The following is a 22406-nucleotide window of genomic DNA, read 5'->3' on the forward strand; positions in this document are numbered from 1 at the left end:
TAAATATTATAAATATCGGGAAATTCAACTAAGAGAGAGCTCTATGAATTCTGAGCGTTCTGAACGCATTAAAATCCCTGTCTTACCACTGAGAGATGTAGTTATATATCCTCATATGGTAATTCCATTATTTGTAGGTCGTAAAAAATCAATTAAATGTATTGAAACTTCTATGAATAATGACAAAAAAATTATGTTAATTGCACAAAAAGAAGCATCTAAAGATGAACCTACTACAAATGATTTATTTAATATAGGAACTATTAGTTCAATTTTACAAATGTTAAAATTACCAGATGGAACAGTAAAGGTATTAATAGAAGGTTTACAACGTGCTTATATTAAAAATTTAACAAATAATGGGCAATATTTCATTGCAGAAGTAGAATTAATTATTTCTCCTATTATTATAGATAAAGAACAAGAAGTGTTAATTCGTACAACAATTAATCAGTTTGAATCTTACATTAAACTTAATAAAAAAATTCCATCAGAAATATTAAATACTCTTAATAATATTCACAATTCAGAAAAACTAGCAGATACTATTGCTGCTCATATGCCATTAAAATTAAATGATAAACAATCAGTTTTAGAAATACGTAACATAAATGAAAGATTAGAGTTTTTAATGGCTATTATGGAAACTGAAATAGATTTATTACAAGTTGAAAAAAGAATTAGAAACCGTGTAAAAAAGCAAATGGAAAAAAGTCAAAGAGAATATTATTTAAATGAACAAATAAAAGCTATACAAAAAGAACTTGGTGATATGGATGAAATTCCAGATGAAAATAAAATATTAAAACGTAAAATTAAAGCATCACGAATGCCAAAAGAAGCAAAAGAAAAAACAGAATCAGAACTTCAAAAATTAAAGATGATGTCACCTATGTCAGCAGAAGCAACTGTAGTGCGCAGTTATATTGACTGGATGATACAAGTACCTTGGTATATTAGGACAAAAATAAAAAAAGATATTAAAAAAGCCAAAAAAATTCTTGATATTGACCATTTTGGTCTCGAAAAAGTAAAAGATAGAATATTGGAATATTTAGCAGTACAAAGCCGAAAAAACAAAATAAAAGGACCGATTTTATGTTTAATTGGACCTCCTGGTGTAGGAAAAACATCATTAGGAAAATCTATTGCGAGATCTACAGGTAGAAAATATGTAAGAATGGCTTTAGGAGGAATTAGAGATGAAGCAGAAATTAGAGGTCATAGACGTACATATATAGGTTCTATGCCTGGCAAACTAATTCAAAAAATGGCAAAAGCAAAAGTTAAAAATCCTTTATTTCTACTAGATGAAATTGATAAAATGTCTCACGACATAAGAGTAGATCCAGCATCTGCTTTATTAGAAGTATTAGATCCAGAACAAAATGTCACTTTTAATGATCATTATCTAGAAGTAGATTATGATCTTTCAGATGTGATGTTTGTTGCGACATCAAATTCTATGAATATACCTGCACCATTACTTGATCGTATGGAAATTATTCGTCTTTCTGGTTACACTGAAAATGAAAAACTAAATATAGCTAAACGATATCTATACCCAAAACAAATAGAAAGAAATGCACTAAAAGAAGACGAACTCACAATTACTGATTGTGCAATAACTAGTATTATTCACTACTACACTCGTGAAGCAGGTGTTCGCAGTTTAGAACGTGAAATTTCTAAAATATGTCGAAAAGTAGTAAAAAATTTACTGTTAGATAAATCTTTAAAACATGTTGAAATAAATAAAAAAAACCTAAAAAAGTTTTTAGGAATAAAACGTTTTGACTATGGAAAAATTAACAGTACTAATCAAATTGGAGAAGTAATTGGATTAGCATGGACTGAAGTAGGTGGAGAATTGCTTACCATTGAAACGGCATGTGTAATAGGGAAAGGAAAACTTACATATACAGGTTCTTTAGGCGAAGTTATGCAAGAATCTATTCAAGCAGCATTAACTGTGGTTCGTTCTCAAGCTGATAAATTAGGAATTAATAAAAACTTTCATGAAAAACATGATATCCATGTTCATGTTCCTGAGGGTGCAACGCCAAAAGATGGACCAAGTGCAGGTGTAGCAATGTGTACAGCTATAGTCTCATCTTTAACAAAGAATCCTGTTAAATCCAATATTGCAATGACAGGAGAGATTACTTTACATGGACAAGTTCTACCAATTGGAGGATTGAAAGAAAAACTATTAGCAGCACATCGTGGAGGAATTAAAACAGTATTAATACCCTATGAAAATAAACGTAATCTAGAAGAAATACCTCAAAATATTATTGAAGGATTACAGATATATCCAGTGAAAAAAATTGAAGAAGTTTTAAACTTAGCATTAGAACATGCTCCTTATGTTTTAATACGTAAAAATAATATTTTATAAATAAAGTCAAATTTGGCTGACAAATAATTGTCAGCCTTTAGATTTAGATATGATAATAAAAATATTTTTAACTCTAATTAATATTAAAAATTTCTAGGATCGTCATATTATGACAAAATATTTAAAATCACGATTAAATCGTATTATAGTTAAGTGCATTTTAGGAATAATTATTTTATCTTTAATATTGAGTACTATGAATAGCTATGTAAATAAAGATTCAGAAAAATATATAGCAACAGTCAATGGTGAAAAAATTAGTTTTAATATTTTTAAAAAAATGTATTTTGTTGAAAGAGAAAAACAAAAAAAAATACTAGGAAAAAATTTTTTGAAATTTAGTCTCAATAAAAAATTTACAAAGGACACTTACAATTATGTTTTATCTCAACTAATTAATAATGTTCTTTTAGAACAATACGTAAAAAAAATACATTTACAAGTAAATGATAATGAAATAAAAAAAATTATATTAAGTTCTCCTATATTTCAGAAAAATAACAGATTTAATAAAGAAAAATATTTTCATTATCTTACATCTATGAATTTAACTAATGATCAATATATAAATATTATTAAGAAAAAAATAAATACCAAAAATTTAATACATACTATTGCTAATAGTAATTTTATTTTAGAAAATGAAGAAAAAAATATTATAAAACTACTATCTCAAAAAAGAATCATTAAAAAATCCATTATTAAAACAAATTCTATAATTGACAAACAAAATATAACTGATGTAGAAGCGCAGAATTACTTCTATAAAAATAAAGATAATTTTTATATTCCAGAACAATTTAAAATTAGTTTTATTCAATTTAAAGTGGATACATTCAAAACAAATTGTAAAAATGAAGAAATTTATGAGTGGTATTTAAAAAATATTAAACAATACTCAACAAAAGAAAAAAGAAAATATAGTATTATTCAAATAAAAAATAAAAATGAAGCATTATCGATATTATCTCAATTACACAATACACCAAAAGATTTTTCAAACATAGCTAAGAAAAAATCAACAGATCCTATTTCATCAAAAAAAGGTGGAGATATTGGATGGATATCAATCGACCTTATACCAAATGAAATTAAAAACGCTAATCTGAATCAAAAAAATCAAATATCTAATGTTGTTCCATTTCGAAACGAATTTTTAATTATTAAATTAAATGAAATTGAAGTTGGAAAACCAAAAAAAATATATGAAGTATTTGATATAATTAAAAAAGAAATACAAAATAAAAAATCATTAAATCTATATAATAAGTTAAAAAATGAAATATCTAATAATCTTAAAACCAATCCAGATAAAATTACATTAATTCTGCAGAAAAGTAATATAGCTACTCAAGAAACTGATTGGTTTGATAAAAAATCTATTCCTAAAATATTAAATATCCCTATTTTAACAAAAGTAATTTTTAATAAAGAATTATTTAAAAATAATACAACAAAACCACGTTTACATTTAATTAATTTAAAAAATCATCAATCTTTTTTAATTAAAATTAAAGATTTTAGACATAAAAAAATGCAAAACTTTGAAGATGTTAAAATAAATATTATAAAAAAATTAAAATTTATAAAAGCAATTAAAGAAACAAGACAAAAATCCGAAAAAATTGTTGATGAATTAAAAAAAGAAAGAACAAATTTATTTCACAAATCAAATCTTTATTTTACTGATCCTGAAATTATATCTCGTTATGATCAAAATCCTATTACATCAATAGTGTTTTCTTTGCCTCATCCACAAGAAGGAAAAAAAATATATACTTTATATCAAGATAAAAATAAAGATTTTATAATTATATCACTTGAAAAAGTTTATAATACAAATTTTTCTCAAAGAGAAAAAAATGTTATTATTGAATATCTAGAAAAAAATAATACTGAAATAATTTTTAATTCTATTCTTAAAGATATTCGTGAAAAATCAATAATTACATACGAAAAAATAGAAAAAATATAAACTACACTGAAAACAGTTATTAAAAATAAATATATTGTTTATAAATATAAATAACTTTATAAAAAAATTATAACTTAATTGAAAAGATATATAAAATTAATTATAATATTTTTTATATTTATTTTAATGCCTGCATAATAAAAATAACAATTTATTTTTTGTTAATCAATTTTTTTATTTCGAAAAAAGATATAAGTTTGACGTATAAAGCAATCTTTTTTCATGAAATTCTAATATAAGAAATAACTTGCCTTATTTAAAATAATATCAATATCATATTCTATTAGTCTAATAAAATCCATATTTCTGAGTTACTTAAATTAATTAAAGATGTTTTGATGTTAATGCTATTATTAACATCTCATTTCAATAATATTATTGAATTGTTTGAAAAATTTATTTCTACTATTTTTATAATCAAGAAAGAGAAGTTTTCTCTATACCAAAAACTACTAAATTTATTCTTTTATATTAAACTATCTAAAAAATAAATTTGACAAATAAAATATTCAAAAATAAAAATATGATTAAAAAAAATTAGTACATAACGATTATCAATTAATATATTATTTTTTTAAGATACTAACTATTGAATATTAAACATATAGGATTATATAATTTTTTATTTATAATTTTTTAAGTGCAAAAAAGAAAAATTTATTTCGTATGTATATAATTAATCACAATCAACATTGATACAATACATTTCTCTATCATGAGAGTAATATATTAAATAAGTTGTTCAACTTCATCTATGATTTAAAAATAATAAAAGTTTCTCGTTTTTTATAAGTTACACTTTTTAAGTGTGATATTTTTATATAGAAAAAACAACATTTAATTTTAACTAAAAATCAATAAAAATGTTATCAAGAAATTCATTTTTATATTAAAAAATAAAAGTATTTTTTATGTTTATCAAAAATACTTTATTCTCAAAAACACATTTATAATATTTAAAAACTAGGATTTCTTTGTGAAATTGTTTAATCAATTAAGATGGTTTTTTATACGAGAATGGAAGAGGTATTTAGGAGCAATTTTCTTATTAATAATAATTGCTGCTTTACAATTATTACCTCCTAAAATAGTAGGTGTTTTAATAGACTCAATTATAAAAAAAAACATGGATAGTTTGCAAATATTGCCATATATTTCAATTATTCTTGTGGTGGCTGTAATTGTATATATATTACGTTATTTGTGGAGAATATTACTATTTGGTGCTTCTTATCAATTAGCTACAGAACTTCGAGTAAAGTTTTATTCTTATCTGAGTCAACAAAGTCAAATATTTTTTTTAAAAAACAGGACCGGAGATTTAATAGCAAGAGCAACAAACGATGTTGATCGTGTAGTTTTTGCTGCAGGAGAAGGTGTTCTAACACTTGTTGATTCATTAGTTATGGGTTGTTCTGTTTTAATAGTAATGAGTACTCAAATTAGTTTTAAATTAACAATCATTTCTTTAATACCTATGCCAATAATGGCTATATTAATAAAAAAATATGGAAAAGAATTACATGAAACTTTTCGTCATGCTCAAATTGCTTTTTCTCTATTAAATAATCAAACGCAAGAAATGTTGACAAGTATTCGAATGATCAGGGCTTTTGGATTAGAAAAAAATCAATCAAATAAATTTAATTTTATTGTAACTAATACAGGAAAAAAAAACATGGAAGTAGCTAAAATCGACGCGCGTTTTGATCCAGTAATTTATTTATCAGTAGCTTTTTCTAATTTATTAGCTATTATGGGCGGAGGATGGTTAGTATGGAATAATCAGATTACCATAGGACAACTAACTAGCTTTATAATGTATCTTGGATTAATGATTTGGCCGATGTTAGCACTTGCATGGATGTTTAATATAGTTGAAAGAGGTAGTGCAGCTTGGGATAGAATTCATTCTATTATAAATAAACAATTATACATTCAAGATGGAAATAAAACGATTCCACTATCTCCTGGAATATTAAGTATCAATATTAATAAATTTTGTTATCCAAATAATCAAACACCATCTTTAAAAAATATAAATATTCTTTTAAAACCAGGACATACTCTAGGCATTTGTGGGCCCACAGGATCTGGTAAAAGTACTTTATTAAAACTGATTCAACGACAATTTAATTTTAATAAAGAAGAAATAGTTTATCATTCTTCATCATTATTAGAATTAAAAATTGATGATTGGAGAAGTCGAATCGCAGTTGTCAATCAAACTTCTTTTTTATTTTCCGAAAGTATAGCTAATAATATTTCTTTAGGGAAAATTAATGCATCTCAAAAAGAAATTGAAAAAGCAGCAAAACTAGCTGATGTACATAAAGATATTCTCTATTTACCAGAAAGATATGACACTCAAGTAGGAGAACGTGGTGTAATGCTATCTGGTGGTCAAAAACAACGAATTTGTATAGCACGTGCATTATTATTAAATGCAGAAATATTAATATTAGATGATGCACTCTCTGCTGTTGATGCTCAAACTGAAAACAATATCTTAAACAACATTAAAAAATGGAAAGAAAAAGGACATTCATTAATCATTACAGCACATCGTCTATCTGCATTAATTAATTCAGATGAAATTATAGTTATAAAAAATGGTTCTATTATACAGAGAGGTAATCATTTGAAATTAATTCAAGAAGACAATTGGTATAAATCTATGTTCTCTTATCAACAATTAGAAGTAGAACTTGAGGATGACTAAAAAACAGGTGAAAAATTTATACTATGGATCATTTAATTGAGTTTTGGCCAATTTTAAAACGTTTGCTAATTTATGTAAAACCTTATAAAAAAAAATTAATTTTAGCATTTATTTTACTTTTAAGTGGATCGATATCAGAAGTTTTAGGACCAGTTTTAATAAGTTATTTTATTAATAATATTTTATCTAAACACCAATTAGATTTATTAATAATATTTATTATTATTATATCATTCATATTATTGCAAATATCATCAGTTTGCCTAAATTATTTTCAAAGTATTTTATTTAATAAAATAGCAGTAGAAAGCACTAATAAATTACGACAAGATGTTATGTATGCTGCATTAAGACAACCTATTAGTAAATTTGATTCTCAACCTATTGGACAAATGATTTCAAAGGTGACAAACGATACTGAAGCAGTTAAAGAATTATATGATACAGTTGGACCTACTCTATTTCGCAGTATAATGTTAATTTTTATTATATTATTCGCAATGTTTACTCTTGAATGGCATATGGCAATTATAGCTTTATTTATTTTACCATTAATGATTACAGTAATGTTAGTTTATCAGTATTATAGTACTCCACTTTTACGAAAAGTAAGATACTACTTAGCTGATATTAATAACAAATTTAATGAAACTATTAATGGAATGAATGTCATTCAACAATTTCGTCAGCAAAGTAGATTTGAAAAAAAAATAAAAAACAGTAGTCATTTACATTATATGTCACGTATGAAAATATTGAGATTAGATGGTTTTTTATTAAGACCACTACTTAGTTTGTTATCAGCCGTAGTATTATGTAACTTTATATTCTTGTTTAGTTTTTTTCCGATTAAAGCATTTGAGGTAGGTATATTATATGCATTTATTACCTATCTTGGACGACTTAACGAACCCTTAATTGCTATAACTATTCAACAATCAACATTGCAACAATCTATTGTTGCAGGAGAAAGAATATTTTCACTTATAGATTCACCAAAACAAAAATATGGAAAAAATAAAAATTCATTAAACAGTGGAAAAATAAATATTAAAAATATTAGTTTTAAGTATAAAAATTGTAAAAACAATATACTGGAGGATATTAATATTAATATTCTCTCTAAAAGTTTTGTTGCATTTGTAGGACATACTGGAAGTGGAAAAAGCACTTTAGCAAGTTTATTAATGGGATACTATCCTATACAAAATGGAAAAATATATTTAGATAATCAATCTCTTGATTCAATAAGTCATTATGTCTTAAGAAAAAATGTATTAATGGTACAGCAAGAACCAATAGTTCTTTCAGATACTATTTTTTATAATATTACACTAGGAAGAAAAATATCTGAAGAACAAGTTTGGAAAATATTAGATACAGTTCATCTTTCATACATAGTGAAATCTATGCCAAATGGTATCTATTCTCTATTAGGGGAAGAAGGTAATAATTTATCTGTCGGTCAAAAGCAATTGCTAGCGATTGCTAGAATACTAGTTTCATATCCTAAAGTTCTTATATTAGATGAAGCTACTGCTAATATTGATTCTGAAACAGAACAACTAATTCAAAAAGCATTATTGTCAATACGAAAAAAATGTACATTAATAGTAATCGCTCATAGACTTTCGACAATTATTGAAGCAGATCTCATTGTAGTCTTAAAAAAAGGAAAAGTTATTGAACTAGGCACGCATCAGCAATTATTAAATAAAAAAAATTGTTATTGGAAAATGCAAAAATTTCAATTATCTAAGTTGTAAAGAGTTTCTGTTAGCTGTATCAGAACACCTGTATTAATTTGATATGGCTGCTTTCTTCCGAATCTGACCAGGTATTCAATATAACAGTGTTTGGAGCTAACAGAAAACTCTATTATATATTTTGTATAGAAAAATTAAATTAAGGTTTTATTGTATATATCAAATATGAAATTTACAACTAATATTTACATTTAAATTATATATTATAAAAAATTTTTATAAAATAAGTAAGAATACTTTCATAATACAATGAATATTGATAGCATAATAGTCTTTTAATGAAATATATAACATTTATATGAACTATCAAATATTAGCACGAAAATGGCGTCCGCAATCTTTTAAAGATATAGTTGGTCAAAAACACATTGTAACTGCTATATCTAATGGGTTCTCTCTTGGTCGTATTCATCATGCATGGTTATTATCTGGTACAAGAGGAATTGGAAAAACTACAATTGCTCGATTACTTGCTAAAAGTTTAAATTGTCAAAATGGCATTTCATCAAATCCTTGTCGAAAATGTATAATTTGTGAAGAAATAGAAAAAGGATTATGTCTAGATGTACTTGAAATAGATGGAGCTTCTCGTACCAAAGTAGAAGATATGCGAGAAATTTTAGATAACGTTTACTATGCTCCTAATAAAAGCCGTTTTAAAGTATATATAATTGATGAAGTTCATATGCTTTCTCGTCATAGTTTTAATGCACTGCTTAAAACACTTGAAGAACCTCCTGCGCATATTAAATTTATTTTAGCAACGACAGATATAGAACGAATTCCTAAGACTATTATCTCTCGTTGTTTGTATTTTAAATTACAGATAATTTCTGAAGAAAAGATTTTTAACTTTTTAAAACATGTTCTAATAAAAGAATCAATTAATACTGATGAATATTCTTTACAAAAAATCTCTCATCATGCTAAAGGAAGCATACGAGATGCACTTAATTTACTAGAACATGCTATCTATCTCGGAAACGGTCACGTCTATATAAAAAATATAACAGAAATGTTAGGTATTCCATCTAAAAAATATTCTTTTTTATTAACTGATGCAGTTTTAAAAAAAGATTCAAAAAAAACAATGTTATTGTTAAATAAAATAAGCAGTATAGGAGTAGAATGGGAAGAAGTTTTAATAGAAATGTTACGTTTTTTATATCATATTTCTATATCGCAAACTTTTCCGATATCATACGAAACATGTTTTACAAAAACATATAGGCATCAGATTCAAAAAATATCTAAAAATATCAGTAAAAAACATGTTCAGTTATGTTATCAAATACTATTAAATGGAAGAAAAGAACTACAGTTTGCTCCAAATCAAAAAATAGGAGTGGAAATGTCTTTATTACGTGCAATGACTATAATAGAAAAAAATGAATGAATACAAAAAATTTAGTATTAAAAAATAAAAATGAACTATTTAAAAGTAATAAAAAATAATACTTCTACACAAGAGAATAAATAAAACATCTATCTATATAAAAAAATAAATTTAACATCGCACAAATACAATTATTAGATAGAAACTATAAAAGATAAACAAGTAATAATAAGATTAAAAGAAAAAATTGAAAAAATAGATCTTTGGTATGACAAAATATGCAAATTAAAAAAACTATTAATAGATGTAAAAAAATTAGTAATGCATATTTCCTATAACAATACTTTAAAATGTTAATATATATATGACCGATCAAAAAATATTTAATTTAGAAATATAAATAGATAATTTTCAAAAAAGAACTATATAAAATAACTATAACAAAATTCAATTAATTATAGAAAAAAATAAACTACATACATTGACGCCTTATCAGTAGTTCGCAAAATATACAAAGAAAAAATATTAACAAAGCATTCATTATTAAAAAAAGATCCTAATATTGCAATATTAAAAAAATTTCTTAATATAAAATTGCAAAAAACTAATATTAATCTCATTTAAATATATACTAAAAGTATAAAAAATATTATTTTGAGAAAATTACAAGAGAGGTCAATACATATGTTTACTAAAGGTGGGTTAAGTAATTTGATTAAACAAGCACAGCAAATGCAAGAAAAAATGGCAAAAATACAAGAAGAAATCGCTCAAATGGAGGTAACAGGAGAAGCAGGAGCTGGATTAGTTAAAGTAACTATTAATGGAGCACATAATTGTAGACGTGTCGAAGTAGATCCAAGTTTATTACAAGATGATAAAGATATGCTAGAAGATTTAGCAGCAGCTGCGTTTAATGATGCGACAAGAAGAATATCTGAAGTTCAAAAAAAGAAAATGTCTGCTATATCTACAGGAATGCAGCTTCCGACTGGATTTAATTTACCTATTTAAAATAATATAAAATGAAAAATATCTTATTAATTCATGATTACACATTCATTTAAAATATATATTTTTCTATAAAAATAATTTTATAAATAACTAATTTTATTTTTTTAATAAGTTTCTTTTATTTTTTATTTAAAAAGAGATGACTGTATGAAAACACAAAAAAAAGAAATCTATAATTTTCAATCAGAAGTAAAACAATTATTACATTTAATGATTCATTCACTTTACTCTAATAAAGAAATTTTTTTAAGAGAATTAATATCTAATTCATCAGATGCAATAGATAAATTAAGATTTGAATCTATATCATCACCAGAACTATATGAAAACGATAGCAATCTCAAAATTCAAATATCCATTAATCAAGCACAAAAAACACTAACTATTAGTGATAATGGTATTGGAATGACTAAACAAGATACTATTGAAAATCTTGGTACAATTGCTAAATCAGGAACAAAATCTTTCCTTGAATCTCTAGAAAAAAAACAAGATAAAAAAAATGAATTAATTGGAGAATTTGGAGTTGGTTTTTATTCATCTTTTATTGTATCACGAAAAGTATCGGTTAGAACTAGATATGCTGATTCAAAATCTAATGAAGGAACATTATGGGAATCCTCGGGAGAAGGAGAATATGATATTACAAATATTACAAAAAAAACTCGGGGAACTGAAATTACTCTATTTTTAAAACCAGAAGAAGAAGAATTTTTAGAAATATGGCGTATTAAAAGTATAATTAGCAAATATTCTGATCATATTACTGTTCCAATACATATACAAAATTACGATGAAAAAAATAAAACATATTTTTGGGAACAAATTAATAAAGCTAAAGCATTATGGACACTAAATAAATCTTCTATTACTGATAACGATTATCAAGATTTTTATAAACATCTTACTAATGATCAAAACAATCCACTGATTTGGAGTCATAATCGTGTCGAAGGAAATCAAGAATATATTAGTCTATTATATATTCCTGAAAAAGCAGCTTGGGACATCTGGAATAGAGATAATAAAAATGGTTTAAAATTATATGTAAAACGCGTCTATATTATGGATAATGCGCAAGCTTTTCTTCCTAATTACTTACGTTTCATAAGAGGTTTAATAGATTCTAGTAATTTACCCTTAAATATTTCCCGTGAAATATTGCAGGATAATGCAATAACAGAAAAATTAAGAAAAGCACTAATCAAAAGATCTTTAAGTATGTTAGAAAAATTAGCAAAAAACACTAGTGAAAAGTATCAAATTTTCTGGAATCAATTTGGTCTTGTATTAAAAGAAGGTCCTGCTGAAGATCATGAGAATTTAGAAAAGATTGCTAATTTATTACGTTTTTCATCTATAAAAAATAATAGTTCTGAACAAAACGTTTCTTTAAAAAAATACATATCTAATATGAATGAAAAACAAGAAAAAATATATTATATTACTGCAGATAGTTATTCATCCGCTAAAAATAGTCCTCATTTAGAATTATTTAAAAAAAATAATATTGATGTTTTATTATTATCAGATCGAATCGATGAATGGATGATGAATTATCTTACTGAATTTGAAGGAAAAAAATTCCAATCTATTAGTAAAGAAGATTCATCACTAAACAAAATCACAAAAGAAAAAAAAATAAACAATAGTGACGTTTCAGTAAATATGATTGAATTTTTAAAAACAGTAAAACAAGTACTTGGAAATAAAGTAAAAGATGTAAGATTAACTCATCGATTAACAGAAACTCCCTGTATTTTACTGAGTGATTCTGCTGAAATGACTACACAAATGGCTAAACTTTTTTCTGCAGCAGGACAGTCTGTACCGGAATTAAAATATATTTTTGAAATTAATCCAGAACATATTTTAATAAAAAAAATATGTTTAATTAACAATCAAAATGAACTTAATCAGTGGATTAAATTATTATTAGATCAAGCATTATTAGCTGAAAAAGGAAATTTAGAAAATCCACATAAATTTATTTCAAGAATGAATAAATTACTTGTTAAATAATAAAAAATATGATTACTACTATCATATAGTAGTAATCTTAAAATTAACTTTAAGATGAATAAAAAATTATTATGCGTATTATTTTACTAGGTGCACCTGGTACAGGAAAGGGAACACAAGGAAAATTTATTGCCAAAAAATATCAAATTCCTCAAATATCTACAGGTGATATGCTTCGGGAAACCATTCGTGCAAAAAATAAAATAGGAACAAGTATTCAAAAAATTATAGAAAAAGGTAAATTAGTTTCTGATAAAATTGTATGTGATTTGATAAAAAAAAGAGTGAAAAAAAAAGACTGTATCAATGGTTTTTTATTAGATGGTTTTCCAAGAACTATTGAACAAGCTTTTTACTTATCAAAAAATAAAATAAAAATAGATTATGTATTAGAATTTATAATGCCATATGACTCTATATTAGAACGAATATTAGGTAGACGAATACACATTCAATCAGGACGTATCTATCATGTAAAATTCAATCCTCCAAAAAATAAAGATAAGGATGATCTAACTGGAGAGTCATTAATTATAAGAAAAGATGATAAAGAAGAGAGTGTTAAAAATAGATTAGAAGAATATAAAAAAACAAATCGTTTATTAGTTGAATATTACATAAATGAAAAAAAATTAGGAAAAATAAAATTTTTTCAAATTAATGCCATGAATGTTTTATCATTGATAAAAAAAGAGGTAGAAATGATTTTAAAAAAATGATTTTTGCGTTCTACAGGATTTGAACCTGTGACCTACGGCTTAGAAGGCCGTTGCTCTATCCAACTGAGCTAAGAACGCATAAAATAATTAGATTTAAAATTTAACATTAATATAATATATATGCAACTAAATTACTATTATTATTATATTTTAATATGTTTAATTATACTAACCTATATTATAATAGTATTTTTGTATATAATAACGTAAAAAATAATTGAGTCACTTACCGATGCCAGCAATAATTATCGATGGTAATAAAATAGCAAAACAATTAGAATTAAATATTTTAAACAAAGTAAAAAAACGAAAAAAAGATGGAAAAAAAATACCCGGATTAGCTATGATTTTAGTAGGAACTAATACTCCTTCACAGATCTATGTCAATAAAAAAAAAATAGCATGCAAAAATGTTGGTTTTTTTTCAGAATGTTGGAATTTTCCTGATAATGTTCATGAAATCGAAGTATTAAATCTCATTTCCAAATTAAATAAAAACGAAAATATAGATGGAATTTTGATACAATTACCACTTCCTCAACAAATAAACTATATGAATGTTTTAAGTAGTATTACTCCCGATAAAGATGTAGATGGATTTCATCCATATAACACTGGTTCTTTATGCCAAAGAACCCCAAAATTAAGAGCATGTACCCCTAAGGGTATTATTACAATGTTAAAATATAATAAAATAAAAACTCATGGACTACATGCAGTCATGGTTGGCGCATCGAATATAGTTGGAAGACCGATGAGTCTAGAATTATTATTAGCAGGATGTACAACTACTGTTACACATCGATTTACTAAAAATTTAAAAAATCATGTAAAAAATGCTGATTTATTAATTGTTGCAGTTGGAAAAGCAAACTTTTTAAAAGGAAATTGGATTAAGCGTGGTTCTATAGTTATAGATGTTGGTATTAATAGATTAGAAAATGGGCAAATAGTAGGTGATGTAGACTTTAAAAATGCATATTTAAGAGCATCTTATATCACTCCTGTACCTGGAGGAGTTGGTCCTATGACAGTAGCAACATTATTACAAAATACATTAGAGGCTTGTGAGAATTATCACGATTTTTAAATTTTTTTATTTTTACGCCATATTGTTTTGTCGGGAAGATCTTCTAAGATAACATTTAAAGATATTAATTTTTCTCGTATATTATCTGCTTTTTTCCATAATTTTAACTGTCTTGCAATATTTCTTTTTTCTATTAATAATTCAATCTCTTTTAATTCACATGAATTCAATGTAGTTTTTTCTTGCAAAAAATCTTCTGGATTTTGTAATAAAAAACCTAAATTATTAGCTAAATATTTTAATATAAAAGCAAGTTGATTACTTTTTAATATATCTGTCTTTTTAAAAAAATTAATTTTACGTGCTATTTTTAAAAAAATAGAAAATGCTCTAGGAGTATTAAAATCATCATTCATAGCATCATAAAATTCAAATTCAAATTCAAATTTAACATTTTCTTTGTTATTAACAAAAGGATTAGTATTGCATAATGCTGTATACAAATATTTCAATGCTATGTATGCTTGATCTATTTTTTTTTCACAATAGTAAATAGGATGACGGTAATGTGTTGAAAGAAAAAAATAACGTAAAACTTCAGGATCATAATTTTTTAATATATTTCTTAACAAATGAACATTTCCTAATGACTTAGACATTTTTTGATTATTTATAATAACCATGCCAGTATGCATCCAAAAATTTATTATCGATTTATTATTGAAACACGTAGATTGAGACTTTTCATTTTCATGATGAGGAAAAATAAGATCAGAACCACCTCCATGAATATCTATAGCATTATTAAAAAAAATACTAGTTATCGCACTACACTCAATATGCCAACCAGGACGTCCTCTACCCCATGGAGAATCCCAAGAATATTCCTCTTGATCAGAAATTTTCCAAAGTACAAAATCTATTGGATTTTTTTTCATGTTATTCACAGGAATACGCAATCCAGATTTTAATAAAATTAAAGATTGACGAGATAAAGTACCATAATTGGGATCGCTATCTATAGCAAAGACAATGTCTCCATTTTTATTTTTATATGCATGTTTTTTTTGTATCAACTTCATAATGATTTGAATAATATTAGTAATAAAATCTGTAACACGAGGCTCTTCATCAGGAGGGGAAATTCCTAACAAATTAAAATCTTTATGCATTTCTTTTATCATAGAAGAAGTAAAAGAATGAATATTAGTTTTTTCTTTAGCTGATCTTAGAATAATTTTATCATCGATATCAGTAATATTTCGAATATATTTTACTTCAAAACCAGAAAAACGCAGATAACGAACTAATATATCAAAAAACACAAAAGTACGTCCATGTCCAATATGACAAAAATCATATACAGTAACACCACATACATATAAATTAATTTTATCTTTTATAATAGGTTTAAAAATTTCTTTTTTACCAGTTAGTGTATTAAAAATTTTCAGCATAATTTATATCCTATAAAAATATATTCAGTAAAAAATAATATAAAATATATTATTTTCCATATTGCCAATGTGCTAAACTGAATAAATTATTATTTACAATCCTTTTAAAATTAATTGTAAAATACATGAGAAAAAAATTATGTATTTTAAAAAAAAGAATATTCTTCGTAAAAAAAATAGGGGATTAATAATGAAAACAAAATTACGAGAAATGTTAAAATTCCCTTGTTTTTTTACTTATAAGATTATTGGATTGGCACAGCCTGAACTTATTGATCAAATAATAAAAGTTATTCAAATTCAAATTCCTGGAGATTATACACCTCAAGTAAAATCAAGTAACAGAGGAAATTATCTTTCTGTTTCAATTACAATATGTGCTAAAAATTTTGAACAAATTGAAATTTTATATCATGAAATTAGTAAAATTAATATAGTTCGAATGGTGTTATGAGCAATTTAAAATATATATAAAAATATTTTAAAACAATATAGTACAGCCCTATTAAAGAGCCGTACTATAAAAAACACATTTTTTTACATCAAAAAAATTGAATCATTTTATAAACTAATAACATTAGCAGCAGATGGTCCTTTTGCTCCTTCAGTAATCTCGAATTCAACACTTTGACCTTCTGCTAAAGTTTTAAACCCATTGCTTTGTATAGCTGAAAAATGCACAAATACATCTTTACTTCCATCTTCTGGAGTAATAAAACCAAAACCTTTAGATTCATTGAACCACTTCACATTACCTTTAATCTTGGACATCTATATTACCTTACATAAAAAAATATACTAAATTGAAAAAAGACTAATTAATAATTACTAATGATATTAGAATTTAAAAAAAATAATATAAAATATTTAAATTCTCAATAGATTAACATGTAAATCTATTGTTAGCTAGAAAGTAATTTATTTTTAAAAATAATTTATTTTGAATATAAAAAAACCCGAAAAAAATTTCGGGTTTTTTTATCCTGGATTTGACCTACTCTCGCACGGGGAGGCCCCGTACTACCATTGGCGTTATAGCATTTCACTTCTGAGTTCGGAATGGATTCAGGTGGTTCTACTACACTATTTTTACCAGGAATTTTTAATAATTTTTTATTTTTTAAAATACTTTAAAAAGTAATTAATTCAGTAAAACAAGCTTTTTAATTAAATTTATTTTAAAAACACCTCTGGTGTTGCAAGGTTAAGCCTCTTGGGTCATTAGTACTAGTTAGCTCAACATATCGCTATGCTTACACATCTAGCCTATCAACGTCGTAGTCTTCAACGTCCCTTCAGTAAACATTTCTGTTTCAGGGAAGATTCATCTTGGGGCAAGTTTCGTGCTTATATGCGTTCAGCGCTTATCTTTTCCGCATTTAGCTACCGGGCAATGCCATTGGCATGACAACCCGAACACCAGTGATGCGTCCACTTCGGTCCTCTCGTACTAGAAGCAGCCCCCCTCAATCTTCCAACGCCCACGGCAGATAGGGACCGAACTGTCTCACGACGTTCTAAACCCAGCTCGCGTACCACTTTAAATGGCGAACAGCCATACCCTTGGGACCTGCTTCAGCCCCAGGATGTGATGAGCCGACATCGAGGTGCCAAACACCGCCGTCGATATGAACTCTTGGGCGGTATCAGCCTGTTATCCCCGGAGTACCTTTTATCCGTTGAGCGATGGCCCTTCCATTCAGAACCACCGGATCACTAAGACCTGCTTTCGCACCTGCTCGCGTTATCACGCTCACAGTCAAACTGGCTTATGCCTTTGCACTAACCTCACGATGTCCGACCGTGATTAGCCAATCTTCGTACTCCTCCGTTACTCTTTGGGAGGAGACCGCCCCAGTCAAACTACCCACCAGACACTGTCTCTGTGCCGGATTACGGCACTAGGTTAGAATACCGTATTTTAAAGGGTGGTATTTCAAGTTTGGCTCCGTTAAAACTAGCGTTTTAATTTCATAGCCTCCCACCTATCCTACACATTAAAATTCAAAATTCAGTGTCAAGCTATAGTAAAGGTTCACGGGGTCTTTCCGTCTTGCCGCGGATATACTGCATCTTCACAGCAAATTCAATTTCACTGAGTCCCAGGTGGAGACAGCCTGGCCATCATTACGCCATTCGTGCAGGTCGGAACTTACCCGACAAGGAATTTCGCTACCTTAGGACCGTTATAGTTACGGCCGCCGTTTACCGGGGCTTCAGTTCAGAGCTTTAAGTTTCCTTTGACTCTTTCGATTAACCTTCCGGCACCGGGCAGGCGTCACACCGTATACTTCCACTTTCGTGTTTGCACAGTGCTGTGTTTTTAATAAACAGTTGCAGCCAGCTGGTATCTTCGACTAACTTCAGCTATTAGAGTAAATCTTTTCACTTAATATTAGCGTGCCTTCTCCCGAAGTTACGGCACTATTTTGCCTAGTTCCTTCACCTGGGTTCTCTCAAGCGCCTTAGTATTCTCTACTTAACCACCTGTGTCGGTTTAGGGTACGATTTAATTTTACCTGATGCTTAGAGGCTTTTCTTGGAAGCGTGGTATTAGTTACTTCATCACCTTAATGATTCGTCATCATGCCTCAGATTAAAGATAACCGGATTTGCCTAATTATCATACCTACACATTTAAACCAGGATAACCGTCACCTGGATAACTTAACCTTCTTCGTCCCCACTTCGCAGTAATATTAAGCACAGGAATATTAACCTGTTGTCCATCGACTACGCTTTTCAGCCTCGCCTTAGGGGTCGGCTTACCCTGCCCCGATTAACGTTGGACAGGAAACCTTGGTTTTTCGGCGAGCAGGTTTTTCACCTGCTTTATCGTTACTCATGTCAGCATTCGCACTTCTGATACCTCCAATACATTTTACAATATATCTTCTTTGGCTTACAGAACGCTCCCCTACCCAGCAAAAAAATATATTTTTACTGCCGCAGCTTCGGTGCATAGTTTGAGCCCCGTTATATCTTCCGCGCAGGCCGACTTGACCAGTGAGCTATTACGCTTTCTTTAAATGATGGCTGCTTCTAAGCCAACATCCTGGCTGTTTATGCCTTCCCACATCGTTTCCCACTTAACTATGACTTTGGGACCTTAGCTGGCGGTCTGGGTTGTTTCCCTTTCCACAACGAACGTTAGCACCCGCTGTGTGTCTCCCGTGATAACATTCTACGGTATTCGGAGTTTGCATCGGTTTGGTAAGCCGGGATGGCCCCCTAGTCGAAACAGTGCTCTACCCCCGAAGATGAATTCACGAGGCGCTACCTAAATAGCTTTCGGGGAGAACCAGCTATCTCCCGGTTTGATTGGCCTTTCACCCCTAGCCATAGGTCATCCGCTGATTTTTCAACATCAGTCGGTTCGGTCCTCCAGTTGGTTTTACCCAACCTTCAACCTGCCCGTGGCTAGATCACCGGGTTTCGGGTCTGTACCCTGAAACTTAACGCCTATTTAGGACTCGGTTTCCCTTCGGCTCCCCTATTTGGTTAACCTTGCTACAGAGTACAAGTCGCTGACCCATTATACAAAAGGTACGCAGTCACATTCTTTAAAAAAAAATGCTTCCACTGCTTGTACGTACACGGTTTCAGGTTCTATTTCACTCCCCTCGCCGGGGTTCTTTTCGCCTTTCCCTTACGGTACTAGTTCACTATCGGTCAGTCAGGAGTATTTAGCCTTGGAGGATGGTCCCCCCATATTCAAACAGGATTTCTCGTGTCCCGCTCTACTTTTCGAACTCACAATATAAATTATTTCGTATACAGGGCTATCACCTTGTTTCGCTGAAATTTCCAAATCATTCTACTATGATTTATATTGATTATAGTTCTGGGCTGTTCCCTTTTCGCTCGCCACTACTAGGGGAATCTCGGTTGATTTCTTTTCCTCAAGGTACTTAGATGTTTCAGTTCCCTTGGTTTGCTTTATTAACTTATTTAATTCGGTTAATAATGATGCATAAAATTGCATCGGGTTTCCCCATTCGGATATCGACGGTTATTACGCTTCATATCAGCTTGCCGACGCTTTTCGCAGATTAGCACGTCCTTCTTCGCCTCTGACTGCCAAGGCATTCACCATGTACGCTTATTTGCTTAACCTTACAACCCACAGGTGTTTTTTAAAAAAATAAGTTATATGCTTGTTTTTCCGAATTTTTAAAGAGCTTTTTTTTATTAATTTTAACTTTTATTAAAAAGTTATTTTGAGAATAACACAATAATTTAAATTAGTATATAATATTTTTAAAAATATTTTTATTTATCGTCCCCTAGGGGATTTGAACCCCTGTTGCCGCCGTGAAAGGGCGGTGTCCTAGACCTCTAGACGAAGGGGACCTTTAACGTAAAATTATTTTTTATTTAATATAATATAATACATAATAGTTAATATAATTAATAACAGATCAAAAAAAAAGAGTCAAGTATTTTTTATTATTAATTAATTAAAATATTGAAAAATATACTAAAAAACTTATAGATTAAATAATGTTTTTATTCCTTTTAAAAAAATTATTTTTTTAAAATATCAATAATATAATCTATTTCTGGAAGAACATGATGCCATAAAGAAAAAGAATGAGCAGCTTGAAAAACTAACATCCCTATCCCATCAGAATAAAAATTAGCTCCTATTTCAAGACACCAATCAATAAAAATTGTATTACCTACTTGATAATTCATATCATAAAAACATGTTTTTGAAGAAACTATAGATATAGGAAAAAAATCATCTTTTTTTATAACGGATTTTGATGTTGCATTAATAATCAAATCAAAGTGTTTGATTTTTAATAATTTTTTATTGAATACATATATATTTCCATACTTATTAAATTGTAAAACTAATTTTGCAGCATTTAAATAAGTTCTATTTAAAATAAAAATAGAACATCCAAATGATAAAAGAGGAGAAATAATTCCTTTAGCTGCACCACCTGCACCAATTATTAATATTGAGTATTTTTTTTTTATAAAATTTAATCTTATTAAATCAGATAATAATCCAATACCATCTGTATTATCTCCTAAAATATATTTACCATTTATGTTTTTAAATGTATTAACAGATTGAGCTATTTTTGCTCTTTCAGTTAGTTTATCACAGAAAAAATAAGCTTCTTGTTTAAATGGTGCAGTAATGTTTGCACCCTGACCATCTTGTTCAAAAAAATTACATAAAACAGTACGAAAGCCATCTAATGGAACATGAATAGATTTATAAATATGAAGAATACCTGTTTGTTTCGCAAATAAACTATGAATTTTAGGAGATTTACTATGATTAATAGGATTACCAAATACAGCATAATTAAAATTTTGGTATTTAAACATAGCGAATTAACTTTCCATTAATAATATTAATAATTTTAGAAGGATTCTTTTCGTCACCTATTTTTCCATTTAATAATGGAAAATCTTTACCAAAAAACTTAAATACGTCTTCGGGAGTAAAACATGGCGTCATATTTGAAATATTAGCACTAGTCGATATTAATGCTCCTCCAAAAGCATTACATAGTTTGATTATTTCAAAATGAGCGCTTACACGCACAGCTACAGTATTAAATTTACCGGTTAACCAATAAGGAACATCAGACTTTGCTGGAAGTAAAAAAGTAAAAGGTCCCGGCCAATGAAAAAAAATCTTATTTTTTTGTTTATTTGTTAAATTTTTTTCATTAATGTACATTTTTAGCTGATTAAAATCTGCAGCTACTAATATAAATCCTTTTTCTACACTTCTTTTTTTTAAATTTAATAATTTTTTTACAGCTTTTTTACTAGTAGGATCGCAACCTAACCCAAACATTGATTCTGTAGGATAAGCAATGACATTATCATCATGCAACATTTTTATACAATAAAGTAATGAATTTGAAAAACAATGTTTATCCATGAACATTTTCTCATAATAAAAATTATTACTTTTTTTAATTTTAATTAAAA

The 22406-nt window shown here is 27.6% G+C and carries 14 protein-coding genes, 2 tRNA genes, 2 rRNA genes and 1 other RNA gene; 10 read left to right on the forward strand and 9 right to left on the reverse strand.

Annotated elements, in window-relative coordinates; translation table 11 throughout:
• Positions 1-43 precede the first annotated feature (43 nt).
• From lon to G4A98_02390, 4 genes are all read left to right on the forward strand, one after another.
• The gene (gene lon, locus G4A98_02375) at positions 44-2401 is read left to right on the forward strand and encodes an endopeptidase La (GenBank protein QIQ42041.1); all 2358 of its coding nucleotides are present in this window, start codon (positions 44-46) and stop codon (positions 2399-2401) included.
• A gap of 109 nt (positions 2402-2510) precedes the next feature.
• Positions 2511-4376, forward strand: a complete 1866-nt coding sequence (locus G4A98_02380) for a peptidylprolyl isomerase (GenBank protein ID QIQ42042.1) — start codon at positions 2511-2513, stop codon at positions 4374-4376.
• A gap of 976 nt (positions 4377-5352) precedes the next feature.
• Entirely contained in the window at positions 5353-7098 is a 1746-nt protein-coding gene (locus G4A98_02385; protein QIQ42043.1) for a SmdA family multidrug ABC transporter permease/ATP-binding protein, read from the forward strand.
• 23 nt (positions 7099-7121) lie between these two features.
• Positions 7122-8864 carry a SmdB family multidrug efflux ABC transporter permease/ATP-binding protein gene (locus G4A98_02390; protein QIQ42044.1) on the forward strand — a complete coding sequence of 581 codons (1743 nt, stop codon included), beginning with the start codon at positions 7122-7124 and terminating at the stop codon, positions 8862-8864.
• Positions 8865-8869: 5 nt separating this feature from the next.
• Here G4A98_02390 and ffs read toward each other — a convergent pair.
• Positions 8870-8966, reverse strand: an RNA gene (gene ffs / locus G4A98_02395) — signal recognition particle sRNA small type.
• 196 nt (positions 8967-9162) lie between these two features.
• Here ffs and dnaX point away from each other — a divergent pair.
• The 4 genes from dnaX (at position 9163) to adk (ending at position 13955) form a co-directional block, all read left to right on the forward strand.
• Positions 9163-10260: a DNA polymerase III subunit gamma/tau gene (gene dnaX, locus G4A98_02400; GenBank protein ID QIQ42045.1), complete on the forward strand. Its 1098-nt coding sequence runs from the start codon at positions 9163-9165 to the stop codon at positions 10258-10260.
• 624 nt (positions 10261-10884) lie between these two features.
• Positions 10885-11214, forward strand: a complete 330-nt coding sequence (locus G4A98_02405; protein ID QIQ42046.1) for a YbaB/EbfC family nucleoid-associated protein — start codon at positions 10885-10887, stop codon at positions 11212-11214.
• A 147-nt stretch (positions 11215-11361) separates the two neighbouring features.
• The gene (htpG, locus tag G4A98_02410; GenBank protein ID QIQ42047.1) at positions 11362-13236 is read left to right on the forward strand and encodes a molecular chaperone HtpG; all 1875 of its coding nucleotides are present in this window, start codon (positions 11362-11364) and stop codon (positions 13234-13236) included.
• Between the two features lie 71 nt (positions 13237-13307).
• Complete coding sequence (gene adk, locus G4A98_02415; protein QIQ42048.1) at positions 13308-13955, forward strand: adenylate kinase; 648 nt, start codon at positions 13308-13310, stop codon at positions 13953-13955.
• Between the two features lie 4 nt (positions 13956-13959).
• Here adk and G4A98_02420 read toward each other — a convergent pair.
• A tRNA-Arg gene (locus G4A98_02420) sits at positions 13960-14033 on the reverse strand.
• Between the two features lie 154 nt (positions 14034-14187).
• Between G4A98_02420 and folD the strand changes: the two genes are divergently transcribed.
• On the forward strand, positions 14188-15045 hold the full coding sequence (folD, locus tag G4A98_02425) for a bifunctional methylenetetrahydrofolate dehydrogenase/methenyltetrahydrofolate cyclohydrolase FolD (protein ID QIQ42049.1): 858 nt from the start codon (positions 14188-14190) through the stop codon (positions 15043-15045).
• Here the strand turns inward: folD and G4A98_02430 are convergent.
• Complete coding sequence (locus G4A98_02430; GenBank protein QIQ42050.1) at positions 15042-16442, reverse strand: cysteine--tRNA ligase; 1401 nt, start codon at positions 16440-16442, stop codon at positions 15042-15044. The two genes, folD and G4A98_02430, sit on opposite strands and share 4 nt — an antisense overlap.
• Positions 16443-16632: 190 nt before the next feature.
• Here G4A98_02430 and G4A98_02435 point away from each other — a divergent pair, with 190 nt between their 5' ends.
• A complete protein-coding gene (locus G4A98_02435) occupies positions 16633-16896 on the forward strand; it encodes a DUF493 family protein (GenBank protein QIQ42051.1) in 264 nt (87 codons plus the stop codon).
• 107 nt (positions 16897-17003) lie between these two features.
• On the opposite strand, the gene cspE is transcribed toward G4A98_02435, so the two are convergent.
• From cspE to G4A98_02465, 6 genes are all read right to left on the reverse strand, one after another.
• Positions 17004-17213: a transcription antiterminator/RNA stability regulator CspE gene (cspE, locus tag G4A98_02440; GenBank protein QIQ42052.1), complete on the reverse strand. Its 210-nt coding sequence runs from the start codon at positions 17211-17213 to the stop codon at positions 17004-17006.
• 210 nt (positions 17214-17423) lie between these two features.
• Positions 17424-17539: ribosomal RNA gene (gene rrf, locus G4A98_02445) — 5S ribosomal RNA — on the reverse strand.
• Positions 17540-17624: 85 nt separating this feature from the next.
• Positions 17625-20565, reverse strand: a 23S ribosomal RNA gene (locus tag G4A98_02450).
• A 157-nt stretch (positions 20566-20722) separates the two neighbouring features.
• Positions 20723-20795, reverse strand: a tRNA-Glu gene (locus G4A98_02455).
• A 174-nt stretch (positions 20796-20969) separates the two neighbouring features.
• Positions 20970-21791: a shikimate dehydrogenase gene (gene aroE, locus G4A98_02460; protein ID QIQ42053.1), complete on the reverse strand. Its 822-nt coding sequence runs from the start codon at positions 21789-21791 to the stop codon at positions 20970-20972.
• A complete protein-coding gene (locus tag G4A98_02465) occupies positions 21784-22356 on the reverse strand; it encodes an L-threonylcarbamoyladenylate synthase type 1 TsaC (GenBank protein ID QIQ42054.1) in 573 nt (190 codons plus the stop codon). Before G4A98_02465 ends, aroE begins: the two co-directional genes overlap by 8 nt.
• Between the last annotated feature and the right edge of the window lie 50 nt (positions 22357-22406).

The sequence above is a fragment of the Buchnera aphidicola (Microlophium carnosum) genome (genome assembly GCA_011752475.1).
In the GTDB taxonomy this organism is placed as follows: domain Bacteria; phylum Pseudomonadota; class Gammaproteobacteria; order Enterobacterales; family Enterobacteriaceae; genus Buchnera; species Buchnera aphidicola_BG.

Excerpts from the sequence above, each read along its gene's own strand:
- dnaX (QIQ42045.1), top strand. The coding sequence starts at position 9,163 with ATGAACTATCAAATATTAGCACGAAAATGGCGTCCGCAATCTTTTAAA.
- cspE (QIQ42052.1), bottom strand. The coding sequence starts at position 17,213 with ATGTCCAAGATTAAAGGTAATGTGAAGTGGTTCAATGAATCTAAAGGT.
- G4A98_02380 (QIQ42042.1), top strand. The coding sequence starts at position 2,511 with ATGACAAAATATTTAAAATCACGATTAAATCGTATTATAGTTAAGTGC.
- adk (QIQ42048.1), top strand. The coding sequence starts at position 13,308 with ATGCGTATTATTTTACTAGGTGCACCTGGTACAGGAAAGGGAACACAA.
- folD (QIQ42049.1), top strand. The coding sequence starts at position 14,188 with ATGCCAGCAATAATTATCGATGGTAATAAAATAGCAAAACAATTAGAA.
- G4A98_02405 (QIQ42046.1), top strand. The coding sequence starts at position 10,885 with ATGTTTACTAAAGGTGGGTTAAGTAATTTGATTAAACAAGCACAGCAA.
- G4A98_02435 (QIQ42051.1), top strand. The coding sequence starts at position 16,633 with ATGAAAACAAAATTACGAGAAATGTTAAAATTCCCTTGTTTTTTTACT.
- G4A98_02465 (QIQ42054.1), bottom strand. The coding sequence starts at position 22,356 with ATGGATAAACATTGTTTTTCAAATTCATTACTTTATTGTATAAAAATG.
- aroE (QIQ42053.1), bottom strand. The coding sequence starts at position 21,791 with ATGTTTAAATACCAAAATTTTAATTATGCTGTATTTGGTAATCCTATT.
- htpG (QIQ42047.1), top strand. The coding sequence starts at position 11,362 with ATGAAAACACAAAAAAAAGAAATCTATAATTTTCAATCAGAAGTAAAA.
- G4A98_02390 (QIQ42044.1), top strand. The coding sequence starts at position 7,122 with ATGGATCATTTAATTGAGTTTTGGCCAATTTTAAAACGTTTGCTAATT.
- G4A98_02430 (QIQ42050.1), bottom strand. The coding sequence starts at position 16,442 with ATGCTGAAAATTTTTAATACACTAACTGGTAAAAAAGAAATTTTTAAA.
- lon (QIQ42041.1), top strand. The coding sequence starts at position 44 with ATGAATTCTGAGCGTTCTGAACGCATTAAAATCCCTGTCTTACCACTG.